The organism is Streptomyces abyssalis (assembly GCF_001751365.1).
Classification (GTDB): Bacteria; Actinomycetota; Actinomycetes; order Streptomycetales; family Streptomycetaceae; genus Streptomyces; species Streptomyces abyssalis.
Map to the genome: position 1 here is coordinate 1,265,060 of NZ_LJGT01000040.1, position 18,618 is coordinate 1,283,677.

The window sequence follows — 18,618 nt, forward strand, 5'->3', positions numbered from 1 at the left end:
TTACGCCTCCTTCGGCGTGAGGCGCTTGAGCTCCGCCTCGGTGGAAGACAGCAGTTCGTTCCAGGACGCCTCGAACTTCTCCACGCCCTCGTCCTCCAGGACCTGGACCACGTCGTCGTAGGAGATGCCCGCGGCGGCGACGGCGTCGAGCACCGCCTGCGCGTCCGCGTAGCTGCCGCGGACCGTGTCGCCGGTGATCTCACCGTGGTCGTCGGTGGCCTTCAAGGTCGCCTCCGGCATGGTGTTGACCGTGTTCGGCGCGACCAGCTCCGTCACGTAGAGGGTGTCGGAGAGCGAGGGGTCCTTCACGCCCGTGGAGGCCCACAGCGGGCGCTGGCTGTTGGCACCGGCGCGCTCCAGGACGCGCCAGCGCTCGGGCGGCTCGGAGGAACCGTCGGCGGGGCCGAAGACCTGCTCGTAAGCCTGGTAGGCGAGGCGGGCGTTGGCGACGGCCGCCTTGCCCTTCAGCTCCTTCGCCTCGTCGGTGCCCAGCGCGTCGAGCCGCTTGTCGATCTCGGTGTCGACGCGGGAGACGAAGAAGGACGCCACCGAGTGGATCGCCGAGAGGTCGAGGCCGAGGGCCTTGGCCTTCTCCAGCCCGGCCTGGAAGGCGTCCATGACCTCGCGGTACCGCTCCAGGGAGAAGATCAGCGTCACGTTGACGCTGATCCCCTTGCCGATGGTCTCGGTGATCGCGGGCAGGCCCGCCCTGGTCGCCGGGATCTTGATGAAGGTGTTGGGACGGTCCACCAGCCAGGCCAGCTGACGCGCCTCGGCGACGGTCGGCTTGGTCTTGTGCGCCAGCCGGGGATCGACCTCGATGGAGACACGGCCGTCCTTGCCGCCGGTGGCGTCGAAGACCGGCCGCAGCACGTCCGCGGCGTCCCGCACGTCGGCGGTGGTGATCATGCGGAGCGCCTCCTCGACGGTGACGCCGCGAGAGGCGAGGTCGGAGACCTGCTGGTCGTACTTGTCGTCGGAAGAGATGGCCTTCTGGAAGATCGTCGGATTCGTGGTGACGCCCACCACGTGCTGCTCGTCGATGAGTTCGCCGAGGTTGCCCGACGTGATCCGGTGACGGGACAGGTCATCCAGCCAGATCGCGACGCCTTCGTCGGAGAGGCGCTTGAGAGCGTCTGTCATGGGAATTGCATCTCCTGCTTGTCGTAGCTTCGCTGTACGTGCCGGGGCGCGGCGTCAGCGGGAGGCGGCATCGAGCGACTCCCGCGCGGCCGAGACGACCGCCTCGGCAGTGAGCCCGAACTCCCGGTAGAGCGTCTTGTAGTCGGCGGACGCGCCGTAGTGCTCCAGCGAGACGATCCGCCCCGCGTCACCGACGTACCGGTACCAGGTCAGACCGACCGCCGCCTCGACCGCCACCCGCGCCCGCACGGTCGGCAGCAGCACGCTGTCCTTGTACGCCTGGTCCTGCTCCTCGAACCATTCCACGGACGGCATCGACACGACCCGCGTACGCACACCCTCCGCCTGGAGGACGTCTCGCGCCTCGACCGCCAGCTGGACCTCGGAGCCCGTGCCGATGAGGATCACCTGCGGCTCGCCGCCGTCCGCCTCGAACATCACGTACCCGCCCTTGGCGGCCTCGTGGTTGGGCTCGTAGGTGGGGACGTTCTGCCTGGTCAGCGCCAGGCCGTGCGGGGCGGGCTTGTCGCCGTGCCGGCGCAGCACCTCGGCCCAGGCGATCGCCGTCTCGTTCGCGTCCGCCGGGCGGACGATGTTCAGGCCGGGGATGGCGCGCAGAGCCGGCAGGTGCTCGACCGGCTGGTGCGTGGGGCCGTCCTCGCCGAGACCGATGGAGTCGTGCGTCCACACGTACGTGACGGGGGCCTTCATCAGCGCCGCGAGCCGCACGGCTGGACGCATGTAGTCGGAGAAGGTGAGGAACGTGCCGCCGTAGACGCGGGTGTTGCCGTGCAGCGCGATTCCGTTCATGGTCGCGCCCATCGAGTGCTCGCGGATGCCGAAGTGGACCGTGCGCCCGTAACGGTCCGCACCGGGCAGCGGGTTGCCCTCCGGCAGGAACGAACTCTCGTCGAACGAGGTGTTGTTGGAGCCGGCGAGGTCGGCCGACCCGCCCCACAGCTCCGGGATCTTCGGACCGAGGGCCTTGAGCACTGCCCCGGAGGCCTTGCGGGTGGCCATGTCCTTGCCGGGCTCGAACGAAGGGAGCGCCTTCTCCCAGCCGTCGGGCAGGTCTCCCGCGCGGATGCGGTCGAACTCGGCCGCACGCTCGGAGTTCGCCGAACGCCACTCCGCGAAGTGCTTCTCCCAGGCGGCACGTGACTCGCGTCCGCGGTCCCACGCCTTGCGGGTGTGCTCCAGGACGTCCGTGCCGACCTCGAAGTGCCGCTCGGCGTCGAAGCCGAGGACCTTCTTGGTCTTGGCGACCTCCTCCTCGCCGAGCGCCGCCCCGTGCGCCGCACCGGTGTTCTGCGCGTCGGGCGCGGGCCAGGCGATGATGGAGCGTACGGCGATGAAGGACGGGCGCGAGGTCTCCGCCTTCGCGGCCTTGAACGCCTTGTAGAGGGCGTGGGGGTCGAGATCCCCGTTGGGCAGCGGATCGACGCGCTGCACGTGCCAGCCGTAGGACTCGTACCGCTTGACGGAGTCCTCGGAGAAGGCGGTCTCGGTGTCGCCCTCGATGGAGATGTGATTGTCGTCCCACATCACGACGAGGTTGCCGAGCTTCTGATGACCCGCGAGGGAGGACGCCTCACCCGAGACGCCTTCCTGGAGGTCGCCGTCGCTGGCGAACGCCCAGATGGTGTGGTCGAACGGGGACTCGCCGGCGGGGGTGTCCGGGTCGTAGAGGCCGCGCTCGTAGCGGGCCGCCATCGCCATGCCCACGGCGTTGGCGACGCCCTGGCCCAGCGGGCCGGTCGTCGTCTCCACACCGACCGTGTGGCCGTGTTCCGGGTGGCCGGGCGTCTTGCTGTCCCACGTGCGGAAGGTCTTGAGATCGTCCAGCTCCAGGCCGTAACCGGCAAGGTAGAGCTGGATGTAGAGCGTCAGGCTGGAGTGGCCGACGGAGAGGACGAACCGGTCGCGGCCCGGCCAGTCGGGGTCGGCCGGATCGTGGCGCATCAGCTTCTGGAAGATCAGGTAGGCCGCCGGTGCGAGTGCCATGGCCGTGCCGGGGTGGCCGTTGCCGACCTTCTGCACGGAATCCATGGCCAGAACCCGGACGGTGTCGACAGCCCGTTGGTCCAGATCGGTCCATTCGAGGTCTGTGGTGGTCGGCTTCGTGCTCACCCTGGGTCAGGGCTCCTCTCCACAAGTTCGGTGTCCGGTGCGTTGCGCTCACCGGCGGTGTCGAGCGTACCCCTGTGCTACACGCATCTCTTCCGGGTGCTCACCAACGGCACACCGACACTTACGGCAACAGCGAACCGCCCGGACGGGATTCCCTCCGGGCGCCATTCAGCACAGCCGTGGCGCACGTGGCACAGCCGGACCGGAGGCCCCGCCCCTGCCCCCCGATGGCGGCTCCGGGAGTGCCGCCGCACCCCCCGCGCAGGCCGGACACCGGCGCGGTCTAAAGTGGCTTGGTACGCGCGAGCCCTACGGAACGTGGCCCGTTCACGCTCGCATTCATGAAGTCATCAGGGGTGTAAGTGACGGCCGTCGGATCCCGTCCAGCGGGGGTGCTCGAGACCAGCACCGTGGACCGGTCGTTCGGTGCCCGCCTCAAGGCATACGTCGCTCTGACGAAGCCCCGCATCATCGAACTGCTGCTCATCACCACGATTCCGGTGATGTTCCTCGCCGCCCAGGGCGTCCCCGACATGTGGCTCGTCGTGACGACCTGTGCCGGCGGCTATCTCTCCGCGGGCGGCGCCAACGCGCTGAACATGTACGTCGACCGCGACATCGACGCGCTGATGCACCGCACCGAGAAGCGCCCCCTGGTGACCGGGGTCCTCACTCCGCGCGAGGGCCTCGTCTTCGGGCTGACACTGGCCGTCGGCTCCACTCTGTGGTTCGGACTGCTCGTCAACTGGCTCTCGGCGGCGCTCTCCCTGGGCGCGCTGCTCTTCTACGTCCTGCTCTACACGATGGTGCTCAAGCGGCGCACCTCACAGAACATCGTGTGGGGCGGCATCGCGGGCTGCATGCCCGTCCTCATCGGCTGGTCCTCGGTGCGCAACGAGGTCAGCTGGGCCGCCGTCATCCTCTTCCTCGTCATGTTCTTCTGGACGCCGCCGCACTACTGGCCGCTGTCGATGAAGGTGCGCGAGGACTACGCGCGCGTCGGCGTGCCCATGCTTCCCGTCGTCGCGACGAACTCCGCGGTGGCACGTCAGATCGTGCTGTACAGCTGGATGATGGTCGCGGTCTCGCTGCTGCTGTGGCCGCTGGGGTACGTCGGCTGGTTCTACACCAGCGTCGCCCTGGCGTCGGGCGGCTGGTGGCTCTGGGAGGCCCACGCGCTGCTGTCGCGGGCCAAGTCCGGGGCGACGGGCGCCAAGCTGAAGGAGATGCGGCTCTTCCACTGGTCGATCACTTACGTCTCGCTGCTGTTCGTAGCGGTCGCGGTCGACCCCTTCCTGCGCTGAGGAAGAGCGGCCCGCGCAGGGAGGCGCGGCCTGCGCCGGGAGGCGGCGCCCGTCGCGACGTCCCGCCCGTACACACGTGAGGGCCCGGACCAGTGACGGTGGTCCGGGCCCTCACCGCTCCCCCCGGAACGGTTCGTGGTGCGCTGAGTCAGGTGCCGGGCGTCAGGCGTCCGCGGAGCCGGAGGAGCCCGCCGAGCCAGTGGCGCCTGCGGAGCCGGAAGAGCCCGCCGGGCTCGCGGAGCCCTCGCCGGCGGAGCTGCGGCTGCCGCCGGCCTCCCCGCCGAGCTGGATGCCCGCCATACGGCTCCACTCGTAGGGGCCGGTCTCCATCTTCGCGGCCATCTCGCCGTCGAACGACTCGTGCACGGTGATGCCCGCCAGCTCCGTGGCCTGGCGGGCCGTCCCGGCCGACGGAGCCATCAGGTCGCCCCAGGTCCCGTCCGCGCCGACGAGGGAGATACGGGCACCGGCCTGACCCACGTAGGCGATCTGTCCGTCCGCGCTGCCGCCGTGCCGCTGCGCGAACGCGGTGATCTCCTTGGCGAGCTTGGCGGCCCGCTTGCTGCTGTCTGCCATGTCTCGATGCTACCGGCGGGTATACGGGGCGGCCACGGGCCCGCGGGACGGGAGACCGATGCCACACGCCGGGAGCACGTCCGGCAGGGACCGGCGCACGGTCCGGCGGGAGCTACTGACCGGACGGCGAGGCCGCGGCGGGCCTGTCCCGGTCAACGTCCGCGGGGGCCGGCACAGCTGCCGCCGGGGCGGGGCCGCCGGACGCGGACCCGGCGTCGCGAGGCGTTCCGCCGGGTGCCGCCGTGCGGAGCTTCTCCGGGGTGATGCCGACCGGGAGTCCGCGCTCCCGCAGCGACAGCAGAAGGCGCAGCGTCGCGATCCACACGAGGGCCGCGCCCAGCAGATGCAGTCCGACCAGGACCTCGGGCACGTCCGTGAGGTACTGGACGTAGCCGATGACTCCCTGCGCGAGCAGCACGGTCAGCAGTTCGCGGGTGCGGCGCCGCGGGCCCTCGGGCGCGTCGAAGGCGCGCAGGACGAGCCACACCGCCAGCGTCAGAGCGACCACGATCCAGGCCAGGGCGGCGTGCACCTGAGCGGCCACCTCGACGTCGACGGGCATGCGAGGCACCTCGCTGCTGTCGCCCGCGTGCGGCCCGGCCCCGGTCACGACGGTGCCGGCGACCACCAGGGCCGCGGCCACGGAGGTCAGCATGACCGCGAGCTTCTTCACCGGCGGGCCCGCCAGCGGACGAGGCGGTACGTCGCCCTCACCGGCGCGCAGCCAGGTCAGCGTGGCGACCGTGAGCAGCCCGGTGGCGAGCAGGAAGTGACCGGCGACCGTGTACGGATTGAGCTCCGTCAGCACGGTGACGCCGCCGATGACGGCGTTGCCCATCACGAGCCAGAACTGCGACCAGGCCAGGCGGCTCAGGCTCCTGCGGCGCGGCTTGGCGGCCCGGGCGGCGACGATGGTCCAGCCGACGGCGGCACTGAGCACGTACGTCAGCATCCGGTTGCCGAACTCGATCGCCCCGTGCACGCCCATCTCCGACGTGGCGTAGAGGCTGTCGCTGCTGCACTTGGGCCACGTCTCGCAGCCCAGCCCGGAGCCGGTCAGGCGCACGGCGCCGCCGGTCACGATGATGACGACGCTCATCACGAGCGCCGAGAGGGCTGCCCGGCGGACGGTGCCCGGGGCGGGCGTCCAGCGCTTCGCGACGTACGCGACCGGGTTGCGCAGGAGTTCGAGCAGCTTCGGCGGGTTCGGCAGGTGAGGCACGGGAGACATCGTAGGGGCGAGCTTGTGCGCGCATTCACGAGGGGTCGGGAGAGGGGCGGACGGGGCGCGGAACCGTCAGCGTGAGCCCCTCACTCCCACTTGAAGCGTGAGCCCCTCACTCCCACTTGAAGAAAGCCGCCGCGGCGGCGAGCCCGGCCACCGCCCACGCGGCCAGCACGCCGAGGCCGCCCCACGGGACACCCGCGCCGTGCTGGAGCACCTCGCGCAGGCCGTCGGAGAGAACCGAAATCGGCAGCAGCCCGAGCACGCTCTGCACCCCGTCCGGGAAGCGGTCGAGAGGCACGACGACACCGCCGCCCACCAGCAGCAGGACGAAGATCAGGTTCGCCGCGGCGAGGGTGGCCTCCGCCCGTACCGTCCCCGCCAGCAGCAGCCCCAGACCGGAGAACGCGGCCGTGCCCAGGAGCAGCAGCAGAGCCACGGCCACGGGATCACCGTGCGGCGACCAGCCGAGCGCGAGCGCGACCACGGTCAGCAGCATCACCTGCAGCGCCTCGACGACCAGCACCGAGCAGGTCTTCGCCGCCATCAGACCCCAGCGGGGGAGCGGTGAGACGCCGAGCCGCTTCAGTACGCCGTAGCGCCGCTCGAACCCGGTGGCGATGGCCTGGCCCGTGAAGGCGGTGGAGAGCACGGCCAGCGCCAGGATGCCGGGGGTGAGGAAGTCGACGCGGGCGCCGCCGCCGAGCTCCACGACGTCGACCGAGCTGAAGAGGACCAGCAGCAGCGTCGGGATGACGACGGTGAGGAGCAGCTGTTCGCCGTTGCGCAGCAGCATCCGGGTCTCGAGGGCCGCCTGTGTGCCGATCATGCGCCACAGCGGCGCCGCGCCCGGGGCAGGGGAGTAGGTGCCGGCGCTCACGATCGAAGCTCCTTGCCTGTGAGTTCCAGGAAGACGTCCTCCAGGGTGCGGCGCTCGACCGAGATGCGGTCCGGCATGACGCCGTTCTGCGCGCACCAGGAGGTCACCGTGGCCAGCAGCTGCGGGTCGACGGTGCCGGTCACGCGGTAGCCGCCGGGGACGAGTTCGGCGGCGGCGGAGTTGTCGGGCAGGGCCTTGAGCAGGGACGCCAGATCCAGGCCGGGCCGTCCGGTGAAGCGCAGTGAGTTCTCGGCGCCGCCACGGCACAGCTCGTCGGGTGAGCCGCCGGCGACGATCCGTCCGTCGTCGATGATGACGACGTCGTCCGCCAGTTCCTCGGCCTCGTCCATGTGGTGCGTCGTCAGTACGACGGTGACTCCGTCGGAGCGCAGCGCACGTACCAGTTCCCAGGTGGCACGGCGCGCCTGCGGATCGAGGCCGGCGGTCGGCTCGTCGAGGAAGACCAGCTCGGGGCGGCCGACAACGGCCATGGCGAGCGAGAGCCGCTGCTGCTGGCCGCCGGAGAGCCGCCGGTAGGGCGTACGGCCGCAGCTCTCAAGGCCGAGGGTGCCGACGAGCGAGTCGACCGGCAGCGGGTTCGCGTACAGGCCGGCCATGTGGGCCAGCATCTCCTCGGCGCGCGCCCCCGAATACACCCCGCCGCTCTGCAGCATGACGCCGATGCGGGGGCGCAGCCGGGAGGCCTGTGCGACGGGGTCGAGTCCGAGGACGCGGACGGTGCCCGCGTCCGGTCTGCGGTACCCCTCACAGGTCTCGACGGTGGTGGTCTTGCCCGCTCCGTTGGGGCCGAGGACCGCCGTGACGGTGCCGTGCGGGACGGACAGGTCGAGCCCGTCGACTGCTGTCCTGCTGCCGTACCGCTTCACCAGGCCCGCGACCTCGAGAGCCCCTCCGCTACCCATACGGGGGAGTCTAAGGATTCCGAAGTGCCGTCCGTTGCCGGGGGTTGAGATGCGTGACGGGCCCCGGCACGGGGCGGTCGTGCGGCGGCCGTGAGCGGGAAGTAAGGCTCCCCTTACGTGATGCAGAACATTCCGCCAGGTCAGGAGGCGGCTTGCCGCGTCACGAAGAATTACGCAACAATGACGTTGTGAAAAAGACGGCTGAGGGACACGAGACGCGATCGGCGGCCGGTGCGGCCGTCGGCGGTTCGTCCGTGCCCGGCTCGGCCGGCCAGTCCGGAGGCCCGGGTGGCCAGGACGAGCAGCGCGGCACGCGCAACAGGGTGGCGCGTTCCATCCTGGACCACGGCCCCTCCACCGCCGCCGAGCTGGCGCTGCGCCTGGAGCTGACGCAGGCCGCCGTCCGCCGCCATCTCGACTCGCTGGTGGGCGACGGCGTCGTCGAACCGCATGAGAAGCGGGTCTACGGCTCCCGCGGCCGGGGCCGGCCCGCGAAGGTCTTCGCGCTGACCGACTGCGGCCGGGACGCCTTCGACCAGGACTACGACAAGCTGGCCGCGGACGCCCTTCGCTGGATAGCGCAGAGCGCCGGCGGCGGCGAGAGCGGCGACGCGGCGGTGGCGGACTTCGCCCGCGCCCGTGTGGCCGCACAGGCGGAGCAGTACAGGCGCGCACTGGAGCGCGTGCCGCCCGAGGAGCGCACCCGGGCTCTGGCGGAGGCACTGACCAAGGACGGGTACGCTGCCACTGCGCGCAGCGCGCCCGCTTCCGCGGGCGCCCCCGCGGGAGAGCAGCTCTGCCAGCACCACTGCCCGGTGGCGCACACCGCCGAGCAGTTCCCGCAGCTGTGCGAGGCGGAGACGGAGGTCTTCTCCCGCCTGCTCGGCACCCACGTCCAGCGGCTGGCGACGATCGCCCACGGTGACGGGGTGTGCACCACCTTCGTCCCGCGAAGCCTTCCCGCGTCCTCCGCGGGGGGACACCGAGGCGGATCCCCGTCACAGCCCCGGAACGTCACAGAGACCAGCAGCACGACCACCGGCAGGCCCGCCGGTGAGGCCCCGAGCAAGACGAGCAAGAACGCAAGCAAGACCGACAAGAGCAAGACCAAGGCGAGCAACGCCACCACAGCACCTGCGAACACCGCCGGGAGGAACCCCGCATGACCTCTCCTACGGAGACTGCTCACCCCGAGCTCGAAGGGCTGGGCAAGTACGAGTACGGCTGGTCCGACTCCGACACGGCCGGTGCCACCGCGAAGCGTGGCCTCTCCGACGAGGTCGTCCGCGACATCTCGGGGAAGAAGAACGAGCCGGACTGGATGCTGAAGCTGCGCTTGAAGGGGCACCGCCTCTTCGAGAAGAAGCCCATGCCCAACTGGGGCTCGGACCTGTCGGGCATCGACTTCGACAACATCAAGTACTTCGTCCGGTCCACGGAGAAGCAGGCCCAGACCTGGGACGACCTGCCTCAGGACATCAAGAACACCTACGACAAGCTCGGCATCCCGGAGGCGGAGAAGCAGCGCCTGGTCGCCGGTGTCGCCGCGCAGTACGAGTCGGAGGTCGTCTACCACCAGATCCGTGAGGACCTGGAGCAGCAGGGCGTTCTCTTCCTGGACACCGACACGGCGCTGCGCGAGCACCCGGAGATCTTCCAGGAGCACTTCGGCACGGTCATCCCGCCCGGTGACAACAAGTTCGCCGCGCTCAACACCGCGGTGTGGTCGGGCGGTTCGTTCATCTACGTGCCGCCGGGCGTGCACGTCGACATCCCGCTCCAGGCCTACTTCCGCATCAACACCGAGAACATGGGCCAGTTCGAGCGGACGCTGATCATCGTCGACGAGAACGCCTACGTGCACTACGTCGAGGGCTGCACGGCTCCGATCTACGACTCGGACTCGCTGCACTCCGCCGTCGTCGAGATCATCGTCAAGAAGGGCGGCCGCTGCCGCTACACGACGATCCAGAACTGGTCGAACAACGTCTACAACCTGGTCACCAAGCGCGCGGTGGCCTACGAGGGCGCGACCATGGAGTGGGTCGACGGCAACCTCGGCTCGAAGGTCACGATGAAGTACCCCGCCGTCTACCTGATGGGCGAGCACGCCAAGGGCGAGACGCTCTCGGTCGCCTTCGCGGGCGAGGGCCAGCACCAGGACGCCGGCGCGAAGATGGTGCACATGGCGCCGCGTACGTCCTCCAACATCGTCTCCAAGTCGGTGGCCCGCAGCGGCGGCCGTACGTCCTACCGCGGTCTGATCGAGATCGCCGAGGGCGCCGAGGGCTCGAAGTCCAACGTGCTGTGCGACGCACTGCTCGTGGACACGGTCTCCCGCTCCGACACCTATCCGTACGTCGACGTCCGCGAGGACGACGTGACGATGGGCCACGAGGCCACCGTCTCCAAGGTCAGCGACGACCAGCTCTTCTACCTGATGAGCCGGGGCCTGTCCGAGGACGAGGCGATGGCGATGATCGTCCGCGGCTTCGTCGAGCCCATCGCGAAGGAGCTCCCGATGGAGTATGCGCTGGAGCTCAACAGGCTGATCGAGCTGCAGATGGAGGGCGCGGTCGGCTGACGCCGGTCCGCGCGCGCCGGGCGGCCCGCACCGCAAGCGACTTGACCCGAGGCAGCTTCCGCAGAGCCTCTGCGAGGCTTCCGATCCCAGAGAGTGAGCAACACGAGCGCCATGGCTGAGGCTCAGAACTCCCCCGAGAACACGGTCCAGGGGGGACCCCCACCGGTCGGTTCGAACACCACCGGCTCGATCGCGGTGGCAGCTGAGTCCACCGTCGCCACCCGGATGAGCGCACCGCCCTCCTTCGACGTGGCGGACTTCCCCGTGCCGCACGGCAGGGAGGAGGAGTGGCGCTTCACACCGATCGAGCGGCTCAAGGGGCTGCACGACGGCACGGCCGAGGCGTCCGGCTCGCTCAAGGCCGAGGTGGACGCGCCCGAGGGCGTGACTCTGGAGACCGTGGGGCGGGACGACTCGCGCGTCGGCCGGGCCGGTACGCCGGTCGACCGGGTCGCGGCGCAGGCGTTCTCCTCCTTCGAGAAGGCCACGGTCGTCACGGTGCCCAAGGAGGCCGTGCTCAAGGAGCCGGTGCGGGTTTCCCTGCACGGTGAAGGCGGCGTCACCTACGGGCACACCGTCTTCGAGGTCAAGGACTTCGCGGAAGCCGTCATCGTCATCGACCACACCGGTGACGCGGTGCGCGCCGCCAACGTCGAGTTCGTCCTCGGCGACGGCGCCAAGCTGACCGTCGTCTCCGTGCAGGACTGGGACGACACGGCGGTCCACTGCTCACAGCACAACGCGCTGGTGGGCAGGGACGCCTCCTTCAAGTCCGTCGTCGTCACCTTCGGCGGTGACGTCGTACGTCTCCACCCCCGTGTGAACTACGCGGGCCCGGGCGGCGAGGCGGAGTTCTACGGCCTGTTCTTCACCGACAACGGCCAGCACCAGGAGCACCGGCTCTTCGTCGACCACGACACACCCAACTGCCGCAGCAACGTGGTCTACAAGGGCGCTCTGCAGGGTGCGGAGGCGCACGCGGTCTGGATCGGCGACGTGCTGATCCGTGCCGCCGCCACCGGCACCGAGACCTACGAGCTGAACCGCAACCTCGTCCTGACGGACGGCGCGCGGGTCGACTCGGTGCCCAACCTCGAGATCGAGACCGGCGAGATCGTCGGGGCGGGCCATGCCTCGGCCACCGGCCGGTTCGACGACGAGCAGCTGTTCTACCTGCAGGCCCGGGGCATCCCCGAGCAGGAGGCACGGCGGCTGGTCGTGCGGGGCTTCTTCGCCGAACTCGTCCAGCAGATCGGTCTGCCGGACGTGGAGAAGCGCCTCATCGAGAAGATCGAGGCGGAGCTGGAGGCGTCCGTATGAGCGGCGAAGGCTTCGTGCGCGTGGCGTCCCTCGGCGAGCTGGAGGAGGACACCCCCAAGCGGGTGGAGCTCGAAGGCGTGCCGGTCGCCCTCGTCCATACGGAGGGAGAGGTGTTCGCGGTCAACGACATCTGCTCGCACGCGAACGTCTCGCTGTCCGAGGGCGAGGTCGAGGACTGCCAGATCGAGTGCTGGCTGCACGGTTCCAGCTTCGATCTGCGCACGGGCAAGCCCTCGGGTCTGCCCGCGACCCGCCCCATCCCCGTCTACCCCGTACGAATCGAAGGCGAAGGGCCCGATGCGGCCGTGCTCGTCTCCGTCACACAGGAGTCCTGAAGTCCCCATGGCAACGCTTGAGATCAACGACCTGCACGTCTCCGTCGAGACCGAGAACGGCCCGAACGAGATCCTGCGCGGCGTCGACCTGACCGTGAAGCAGGGCGAGACGCACGCGATCATGGGGCCGAACGGTTCCGGCAAGTCCACGCTCGCCTACTCGCTGGCGGGCCACCCCAAGTACGCGATCACCGGCGGTTCGGTGACCCTCGACGGCGAGGACGTCCTGGAGATGACTCCGGACGAGCGCGCCCGCGCCGGCGTCTTCCTCGCCATGCAGTACCCGGTCGAGGTTCCCGGTGTCTCCGTCTCCAACTTCCTGCGTACGTCGGCCACGGCGCTGCGCGGCGAGGCGCCCAAGCTGCGTCTGTGGGTGAAGGAGGTCAAGGAGGCCATGGAGCGTCTCCAGATCGACCCGTCCTTCGCCGAGCGGAACGTCAACGAGGGCTTCTCCGGCGGTGAGAAGAAGCGCCACGAGATCCTCCAGCTGGAGCTTCTCAAGCCGAAGATCGCGATCCTCGACGAGACCGACTCCGGCCTCGACGTGGACGCGCTGCGGGTGGTCTCCGAGGGCGTCAACCGGGTCCGCGAGAGCGGCGAGGTCGGCACCATGCTGATCACCCACTACACACGCATCCTGCGCTACATCAAGCCCGACCACGTCCACGTCTTCGCCAAGGGCCGGATCGCCGAGTCCGGCGGTCCGGAGCTGGCCGACAAGCTGGAGGAAGAGGGCTACGAGGAGTACGTGAAGGGGGGCGCCGCTTCGTGAGCGACGTGACGCTTCCGGGTCTGCTCGACACCGAGGCGATCCGCAAGGACTTCCCCATCCTGGACCGCACGGTCCACGACGGGCACAAGCTCGTGTACCTGGACAACGCGGCGACCTCGCAGAAGCCGCGCCAGGTGCTCGACGCGATGAGCGACTACAACGAGCGCCACAACGCCAACGTCCACCGCGGTGTCCACGTCCTCGCCGAGGAGGCCACGGCGCTGTACGAGGGGGCACGCGACAAGGTCGCGGGCTTCATCAACGCGCCGAGCCGCGACGAGGTCGTCTTCACCAAGAACGCCTCCGAGTCGCTCAATCTCGTGGCGAACATGCTCGGCTGGGCGGACGAGCCCTACAAGGTCGAGCACGACACCGAGATCGTCATCACGGAGATGGAGCACCACTCCAACATCGTGCCCTGGCAGCTGCTTTCGCAGCGTACGGGCGCGAAGCTGAAGTGGTTCGGCCTCACCGACGACGGCCGGCTCGATCTGTCCGCGGTCGACGAGGTCATCACGGAGAAGACCAAGGTCGTCTCCTTCACGCTCGTCTCCAACATCATGGGCACCATCAACCCGGTCGACGCCATCGTCCGGCGTGCCCAGGAGGTCGGCGCGCTCGTCGTCGTCGACGCCTCGCAGGCGGCACCGCACATGGTGCTGGACGTACAGGCGATCCAGGCCGACTTCGTGGCCTTCACCGGGCACAAGATGTGCGGCCCGACGGGCATCGGCGTGCTGTGGGGCCGGCAGGAGCTCCTCGACGACCTGCCTCCCTTCCTCGGCGGCGGCGAGATGATCGAGACGGTCACCATGCACGCCTCGACGTACGCGCCCGCCCCGCACAAGTTCGAGGCCGGCACGCCGCCGATCGCACAGGCCGTGGGTCTCGGTGCGGCCGTCGACTACCTGTCGGCCATCGGCATGGACCGGATCCAGGAGCACGAGCACGCGCTGACCGCGTACGCGGTCAGCAAGCTGAGCCAGATCCCGGACCTGCGCTTCATCGGCCCCACCACGGCCGAGGACAGGGGCGCCGCGATCTCCTTCACGCTCGGGGACATCCACCCGCACGACGTGGGCCAGGTGCTCGACGAACAGGGCATCGCCGTCCGCGTGGGACACCACTGCGCGCGGCCGGTCTGTCTGCGGTACGGAATTCCTGCGACCACGCGGGCGTCGTTCTATCTGTACTCCACACCGGCCGAGGTGGATGCCCTGGCCGAAGGCGTGGAACACGTACGGAACTTCTTCGCCTAGGACGACGGCGTGGGCCGCAGAGGACTGGACGGACGGACTGACTCGTGAAGCTGGACTCCATGTACCAGGAAGTGATCCTGGACCACTACAAGAACCCCCACGGCAAGGGCCTGCGTGAGGGCGACGCCGAGGTGCACCACGTCAACCCGACGTGCGGTGACGAGATCACGCTGCGTGTGCGCTACGACGGCGAGACGATCAGCGACGTCAGCTACGAGGGCCAGGGCTGCTCCATCAGCCAGGCGAGCGCCTCCGTGCTGAACGAGCTGCTGGTCGGCAAGGAGCTCGGCCAGGCCCGCACGATTCAGGAGACCTTTCTGGAGCTGATGCAGTCCAGGGGGCAGCTGGAGCCGGACGAGGCCATGGAGGACGTGCTGGAGGACGCCGTCGCTTTCGCCGGGGTCTCGAAGTACCCGGCGCGTGTGAAGTGTGCTCTGCTGAGCTGGATGGCATGGAAGGACGCCACCGCCCAGGCGCTGGGCGAGGACTCGGTAAAGGAGAGGACCGCATGACCGAGACCACCGCGAAGCCCGCGAGCGAGGACGAGGTCCGCGAGGCGCTGCTCGACGTGGTCGACCCTGAGCTGGGCATCGACGTCGTCAACCTGGGCCTGATCTACGGGGTCCACATCGACGAGTCGAACATCGCCACGATCGACATGACGCTCACTTCGGCGGCCTGTCCGCTGACGGACGTCATCGAGGACCAGGCGAAGTCCGCGACCGAGGGCATCGTCGACGAACTGAAGATCAACTGGGTCTGGATGCCCCCGTGGGGTCCGGACAAGATCACCGACGACGGCCGCGAGCAGCTGCGGGCGCTGGGCTTCAACGTCTGACGCCGCCGCTCACACGGCCTCGGCCGCCCCAGGTCCCCGTACCTGTGCGCAGGTCACGCATCAACGGCCATGCCGCCGGAATCCCGGCGGCATGGCCGTTTCGCGTGCCGGTAAGCGCGACGCGCCGGGCCGCCGGGTATGTACACCCGTACACAACGTTGTGTACGCTCGTACGCATGGTCTACCTGACGCTCGCCGGCGCGATCCTGGCCGAGGTAGTGGGCACCACCGCGATGAAGTACAGCAACGGCTTCAGCAAGCTGGTGCCGTCCCTGATCACGGGCTTCAGCTATGCCGTGGCCTTCATACTGCTCGCCCAGACGCTCAAGACGATGGCCGTCGGCACCGCCTATGCCATCTGGGCGGGGGTGGGGACCGCGGCCATCGCCGCGATCGGCATCGTCTTCATCGGGGAGTCGGTCACCGTGGCGAAGATCATCGGCATCGTGCTCGTCATCGGGGGAGTCGTCGTGCTCAACCTCGGCGGGATCCACTGATGGCACGCCGTTACGATCCGGAGCGCCGCGAGCGCATCATCGACGCCGCCATCCGGATCGTCGAACTCAAGGGAATCGGAGGGCTGAGCCACCGCAGCGTCGCCGCCGAGGCGGGTGTGCCGCTCGGGTCGACCACGTACCACTTCGCCGGTCTCGACGACCTGCTCGTCGCCGCGCTGGAGCGGGTCTGCAGCGGGCCGAGCAGCGGCATGAAGGACTGGGCGGAGGCGCTGTCCGGGACGGACGCCCGGCCCGGCGGCGGACCGCCGCTCGCCGATGTGCTCACCCGGCTTCTGGAGGAGTACGCGCGTGGAGGCAGCGGCCGCATCCGCCTCGAGTACGAGCTCTACCTCGCCGCCCTCCGGCGTCCGGCACTGCAGCCCGTGGCCGCGGCCTGGCTGGACGAGATGGCCGGAGTCATCGGCCGGCACACCGCGGACGCCGCCACCGCGCGGGTCCTCGTCGCGCTGATCGACGGGCTGCTGCTGCAACTGCTGCTGACCGACCGGCCGTTCGACCGTGCGGCGGTGCGGTCCGCGCTGGGCCGCGTCACGGGCGAGAGCTGAGAGCCCGGCGGGATGCGTGGCCTGTGCGCCGCCGCCCCGCCCCGGCCCGCTTGCCGCCCGGCCTACGGCCCGCGTCCGTGCCGCCTCCGCCCCGTCCCTTCGCCCCGACCCGGTGTCTTCCGACCGCTGAGACCGGTTGGCCTCGCCCGCGGGAGGGCCGATAACGTGCGCGGCATGACCCAAGCAGCCACCCCATCCCGTACGACCGGCGCCGTCGCCGCCGGGCTCGCCACCGTCTCCCGCGGAAGCGACGGCGAGGAGACCGTCCTCGACACCTGGTTCCCCGCCCCCGAGCTCGTCGAGGCTCCCGAGGGCCCCGTCGGGAGCGAGCGCCTGAGCCCGGAGCAGGCCGCCGAGGCACTGGGCGAGACCGCCCGGGGGGCGCTTGGTTCCGACGCCGTGCGCGACGTCGAGATCGTGGCCGTGCGTACGGTCATCGGCTCGCTGGAGGACAAGCCGGCGGACACGCACGACGCGTACCTGCGGCTGCATCTGCTCAGCCACCGCCTCGTACGGCCGCACGGGCTGAACCTGGAGGGCCAGTTCGCACTGCTCGCCAACGTCGCCTGGACGAGCCTCGGGCCCGTCGCCGTCGAGCGGCTGGAGCAGGTGCGGATGGCGGCGCGCGCCGCGGGCAGGCATCTGAGCGTCACCAGCGTGGACAAGTTCCCGCGCATGACCGACTACGTCGCGCCGAAGGGCGTGCGTATCGCCGACGCCGACCGTGCACGCCTCGGAGCGCACCTGGCCGAGGGCACCACCGTCATGCACGAGGGCTTCGTCAACTTCAACGCCGGCACCCTCGGCACGTCCATGGTGGAGGGCCGCATCAGCGCGGGCGTCGTCGTCGGCGACGGCTCCGACGTGGGCGGCGGCGCCTCGATCATGGGCACGCTCTCCGGCGGCGGCAAGCAGCGGATCTCCATCGGGGAGCGCTGCCTGCTGGGTGCCGAGGCCGGTATCGGCATCTCGCTCGGAGACGACTGCATCGTCGAGGCCGGGCTGTACGTCACGGCCGGCACGCGCGTATCGCTGCCGGACGGGCAGATCGTCAAGGCGCTGGAGCTCTCCGGCGCGGACAATCTGCTCTTCCGCCGCAACTCCACGACCGGCAGGGTCGAGGTCCTCCAGCGCAGCGGCTCCTGGGGCGGACTGAACGAGGCGCTCCACAGCAACAACTGACCGCGGGGCGGGCACCGTTCACCGGCTGCCCGCCTAGTCCGGCCGCTCATCCGGGCCGCTGCGCGCCCGACCGCCTTGCTCCTCGCATGCCCGTAGGCCATAGGCTTACGGGCATGCGTGATCTCGCCGCGGGGATGCGGTACTTGGGGCGTGGGCAGCGGTGGGCGCTGGGCCACGGACGGTGGTTCGGTTTCGGGCTGCTGCCCGCGCTGCTGGCTCTCGTGCTCTATGCGGCGGCGCTCACCGCGCTCGCCTTCTACGCGGGGGACGTCGCCGCCTGGGCCACACCCTTCGCGGACGGCTGGGACGAGCTGTGGCGGGACTCCCTGCGCGGGCTCTTCGCGGTGCTCCTCTGGGTCGGTGCGCTGCTGCTGTCGGTGGTCACCTTCACCGCTGTCACGCTCGTGATCGGCGACCCCTTCTACGAGAAGCTTTCGGAGCAGGTCGAGGAGTCGGAGGGCGGCGCACCGCCCGGCCAGGACCGTCCCCTGTGGCGGGAGGTGTGGATCTCGCTGTGCGACAGCCTCTTCGTGCTGTGGCGCATGCTCCTCTTCACCGTCCCGCTCTTCTTCCTCGGCTTCCTGCCGGCGGTCGGCCAGACCGTCGTCCCGGCGCTCGGCTTCTGCGTCTCGGGCTTCTTCCTCACCCTCGAACTGGTCTCCGTGGCCATGCAGCGCCGCGGCATTCCCGTACGGGAGAGGCTGCGGATGCTGCGTACGCGCAGGGCGCTGGCGCTGGGCTTCGGCGTCCCGCTGGTGCTGCTGTTCCTGGTCCCGCTGGTCGCGGTCGTGCTGATGCCCGGCGCTGTCGCGGGCGCTGCGCTGCTCGTACGGGATCTGACCGGCGAGAACGAGCGGCGCGAGAGCCGGTACGGCGACGAGGGCGGGCAGTTCGGACCGCCTCCGGGCCCGGGCCCGGCGCAGGCACAGGCACCCGCACGGGCACAGGCACCCGGAATCAGCGCTCCGAAGACGCCGGGGTCCCAGGACCCGTGGCCTCACGGGGGAAGCCCCCGGTAGGCCGCCGGCAGGCGGGGACCCCCTTGAAGGTGCCCGCCGGCGGGACGGGCCGTGTGCAGCCCGTA

18 protein-coding genes and 1 pseudogene are annotated in these 18,618 nt (G+C 70.1%); 13 read left to right on the forward strand and 6 right to left on the reverse strand.

The genetic code is table 11. The annotated features are described in order from the left end of the window. Together tal and tkt are read right to left on the reverse strand one after the other, a co-directional pair. A complete protein-coding gene (gene tal, locus AN215_RS20290; RefSeq protein WP_070012196.1) occupies positions 1 to 1,143 on the reverse strand; it encodes a transaldolase in 1,143 nt (380 codons plus the stop codon). Between the two features lie 54 nt (positions 1,144 to 1,197). Next, entirely contained in the window at positions 1,198 to 3,273 is a 2,076-nt protein-coding gene (tkt, locus tag AN215_RS20295; protein WP_070012197.1) for a transketolase, read from the reverse strand. A 362-nt stretch (positions 3,274 to 3,635) separates the two neighbouring features. Between tkt and AN215_RS20300 the strand changes: the two genes are divergently transcribed. Continuing rightward, complete coding sequence (locus AN215_RS20300) at positions 3,636 to 4,577, forward strand: heme o synthase (RefSeq protein WP_070012198.1); 942 nt, start codon at positions 3,636 to 3,638, stop codon at positions 4,575 to 4,577. A 264-nt stretch (positions 4,578 to 4,841) separates the two neighbouring features. Here the strand turns inward: AN215_RS20300 and AN215_RS20305 are convergent. The 4 genes and pseudogenes from AN215_RS20305 to AN215_RS20320 all read right to left on the reverse strand — a co-directional run. Next, positions 4,842 to 5,153: pseudogene (locus AN215_RS20305) on the reverse strand (hypothetical protein); the annotation flags it as partial. 112 nt (positions 5,154 to 5,265) lie between these two features. Next, positions 5,266 to 6,384, reverse strand: a complete 1,119-nt coding sequence (locus tag AN215_RS20310; RefSeq protein WP_070012199.1) for a COX15/CtaA family protein — start codon at positions 6,382 to 6,384, stop codon at positions 5,266 to 5,268. Positions 6,385 to 6,490: 106 nt separating this feature from the next. Beyond that, positions 6,491 to 7,207, reverse strand: a complete 717-nt coding sequence (locus tag AN215_RS20315; RefSeq protein ID WP_079123281.1) for an ABC transporter permease — start codon at positions 7,205 to 7,207, stop codon at positions 6,491 to 6,493. A gap of 47 nt (positions 7,208 to 7,254) precedes the next feature. Beyond that, complete coding sequence (locus tag AN215_RS20320; protein ID WP_070012200.1) at positions 7,255 to 8,181, reverse strand: ABC transporter ATP-binding protein; 927 nt, start codon at positions 8,179 to 8,181, stop codon at positions 7,255 to 7,257. 254 nt (positions 8,182 to 8,435) lie between these two features. On the opposite strand from AN215_RS20320, the gene AN215_RS20325 reads away from it, so the two are divergent. The 12 genes from AN215_RS20325 to AN215_RS20380 all read left to right on the forward strand — a co-directional run bounded on the left by AN215_RS20325 (position 8,436) and on the right by AN215_RS20380 (position 18,553). Beyond that, positions 8,436 to 9,347, forward strand: coding sequence for a helix-turn-helix transcriptional regulator (locus AN215_RS20325; protein ID WP_070012507.1), 912 nt, complete (start codon positions 8,436 to 8,438; stop codon positions 9,345 to 9,347). Continuing rightward, complete coding sequence (gene sufB / locus AN215_RS20330) at positions 9,344 to 10,765, forward strand: Fe-S cluster assembly protein SufB (RefSeq protein ID WP_070012201.1); 1,422 nt, start codon at positions 9,344 to 9,346, stop codon at positions 10,763 to 10,765. The genes AN215_RS20325 and sufB overlap by 4 nt, the downstream gene beginning before the upstream one ends. Positions 10,766 to 10,876: 111 nt before the next feature. After that, positions 10,877 to 12,085, forward strand: coding sequence for a Fe-S cluster assembly protein SufD (gene sufD, locus AN215_RS20335; RefSeq protein WP_070012202.1), 1,209 nt, complete (start codon positions 10,877 to 10,879; stop codon positions 12,083 to 12,085). Then, positions 12,082 to 12,420 carry a non-heme iron oxygenase ferredoxin subunit gene (locus AN215_RS20340; protein ID WP_070012203.1) on the forward strand — a complete coding sequence of 113 codons (339 nt, stop codon included), beginning with the start codon at positions 12,082 to 12,084 and terminating at the stop codon, positions 12,418 to 12,420. Before sufD ends, AN215_RS20340 begins: the two co-directional genes overlap by 4 nt. A 7-nt stretch (positions 12,421 to 12,427) precedes the next feature. Then, on the forward strand, positions 12,428 to 13,192 hold the full coding sequence (gene sufC / locus AN215_RS20345) for a Fe-S cluster assembly ATPase SufC (protein ID WP_070012204.1): 765 nt from the start codon (positions 12,428 to 12,430) through the stop codon (positions 13,190 to 13,192). A 5-nt stretch (positions 13,193 to 13,197) separates the two neighbouring features. Beyond that, entirely contained in the window at positions 13,198 to 14,451 is a 1,254-nt protein-coding gene (locus AN215_RS20350) for a cysteine desulfurase (RefSeq protein WP_070012508.1), read from the forward strand. 44 nt (positions 14,452 to 14,495) lie between these two features. Beyond that, on the forward strand, positions 14,496 to 14,963 hold the full coding sequence (sufU, locus tag AN215_RS20355) for a Fe-S cluster assembly sulfur transfer protein SufU (protein ID WP_070012205.1): 468 nt from the start codon (positions 14,496 to 14,498) through the stop codon (positions 14,961 to 14,963). Continuing rightward, on the forward strand, positions 14,960 to 15,289 hold the full coding sequence (locus tag AN215_RS20360; RefSeq protein ID WP_070012206.1) for a metal-sulfur cluster assembly factor: 330 nt from the start codon (positions 14,960 to 14,962) through the stop codon (positions 15,287 to 15,289). The genes sufU and AN215_RS20360 overlap by 4 nt, the downstream gene beginning before the upstream one ends. A gap of 176 nt (positions 15,290 to 15,465) precedes the next feature. After that, a complete protein-coding gene (locus tag AN215_RS20365; RefSeq protein ID WP_070012207.1) occupies positions 15,466 to 15,786 on the forward strand; it encodes a DMT family transporter in 321 nt (106 codons plus the stop codon). Next, positions 15,786 to 16,352: a TetR/AcrR family transcriptional regulator gene (locus tag AN215_RS20370; protein ID WP_070012208.1), complete on the forward strand. Its 567-nt coding sequence runs from the start codon at positions 15,786 to 15,788 to the stop codon at positions 16,350 to 16,352. The genes AN215_RS20365 and AN215_RS20370 overlap by 1 nt, the downstream gene beginning before the upstream one ends. 174 nt (positions 16,353 to 16,526) lie before the next feature. Then, positions 16,527 to 17,534: a 2,3,4,5-tetrahydropyridine-2,6-dicarboxylate N-succinyltransferase gene (gene dapD / locus AN215_RS20375; RefSeq protein ID WP_070012209.1), complete on the forward strand. Its 1,008-nt coding sequence runs from the start codon at positions 16,527 to 16,529 to the stop codon at positions 17,532 to 17,534. A gap of 113 nt (positions 17,535 to 17,647) precedes the next feature. Beyond that, positions 17,648 to 18,553, forward strand: a complete 906-nt coding sequence (locus AN215_RS20380) for an EI24 domain-containing protein (RefSeq protein ID WP_079123221.1) — start codon at positions 17,648 to 17,650, stop codon at positions 18,551 to 18,553. The last annotated feature ends 65 nt before the right edge of the window (positions 18,554 to 18,618 follow it).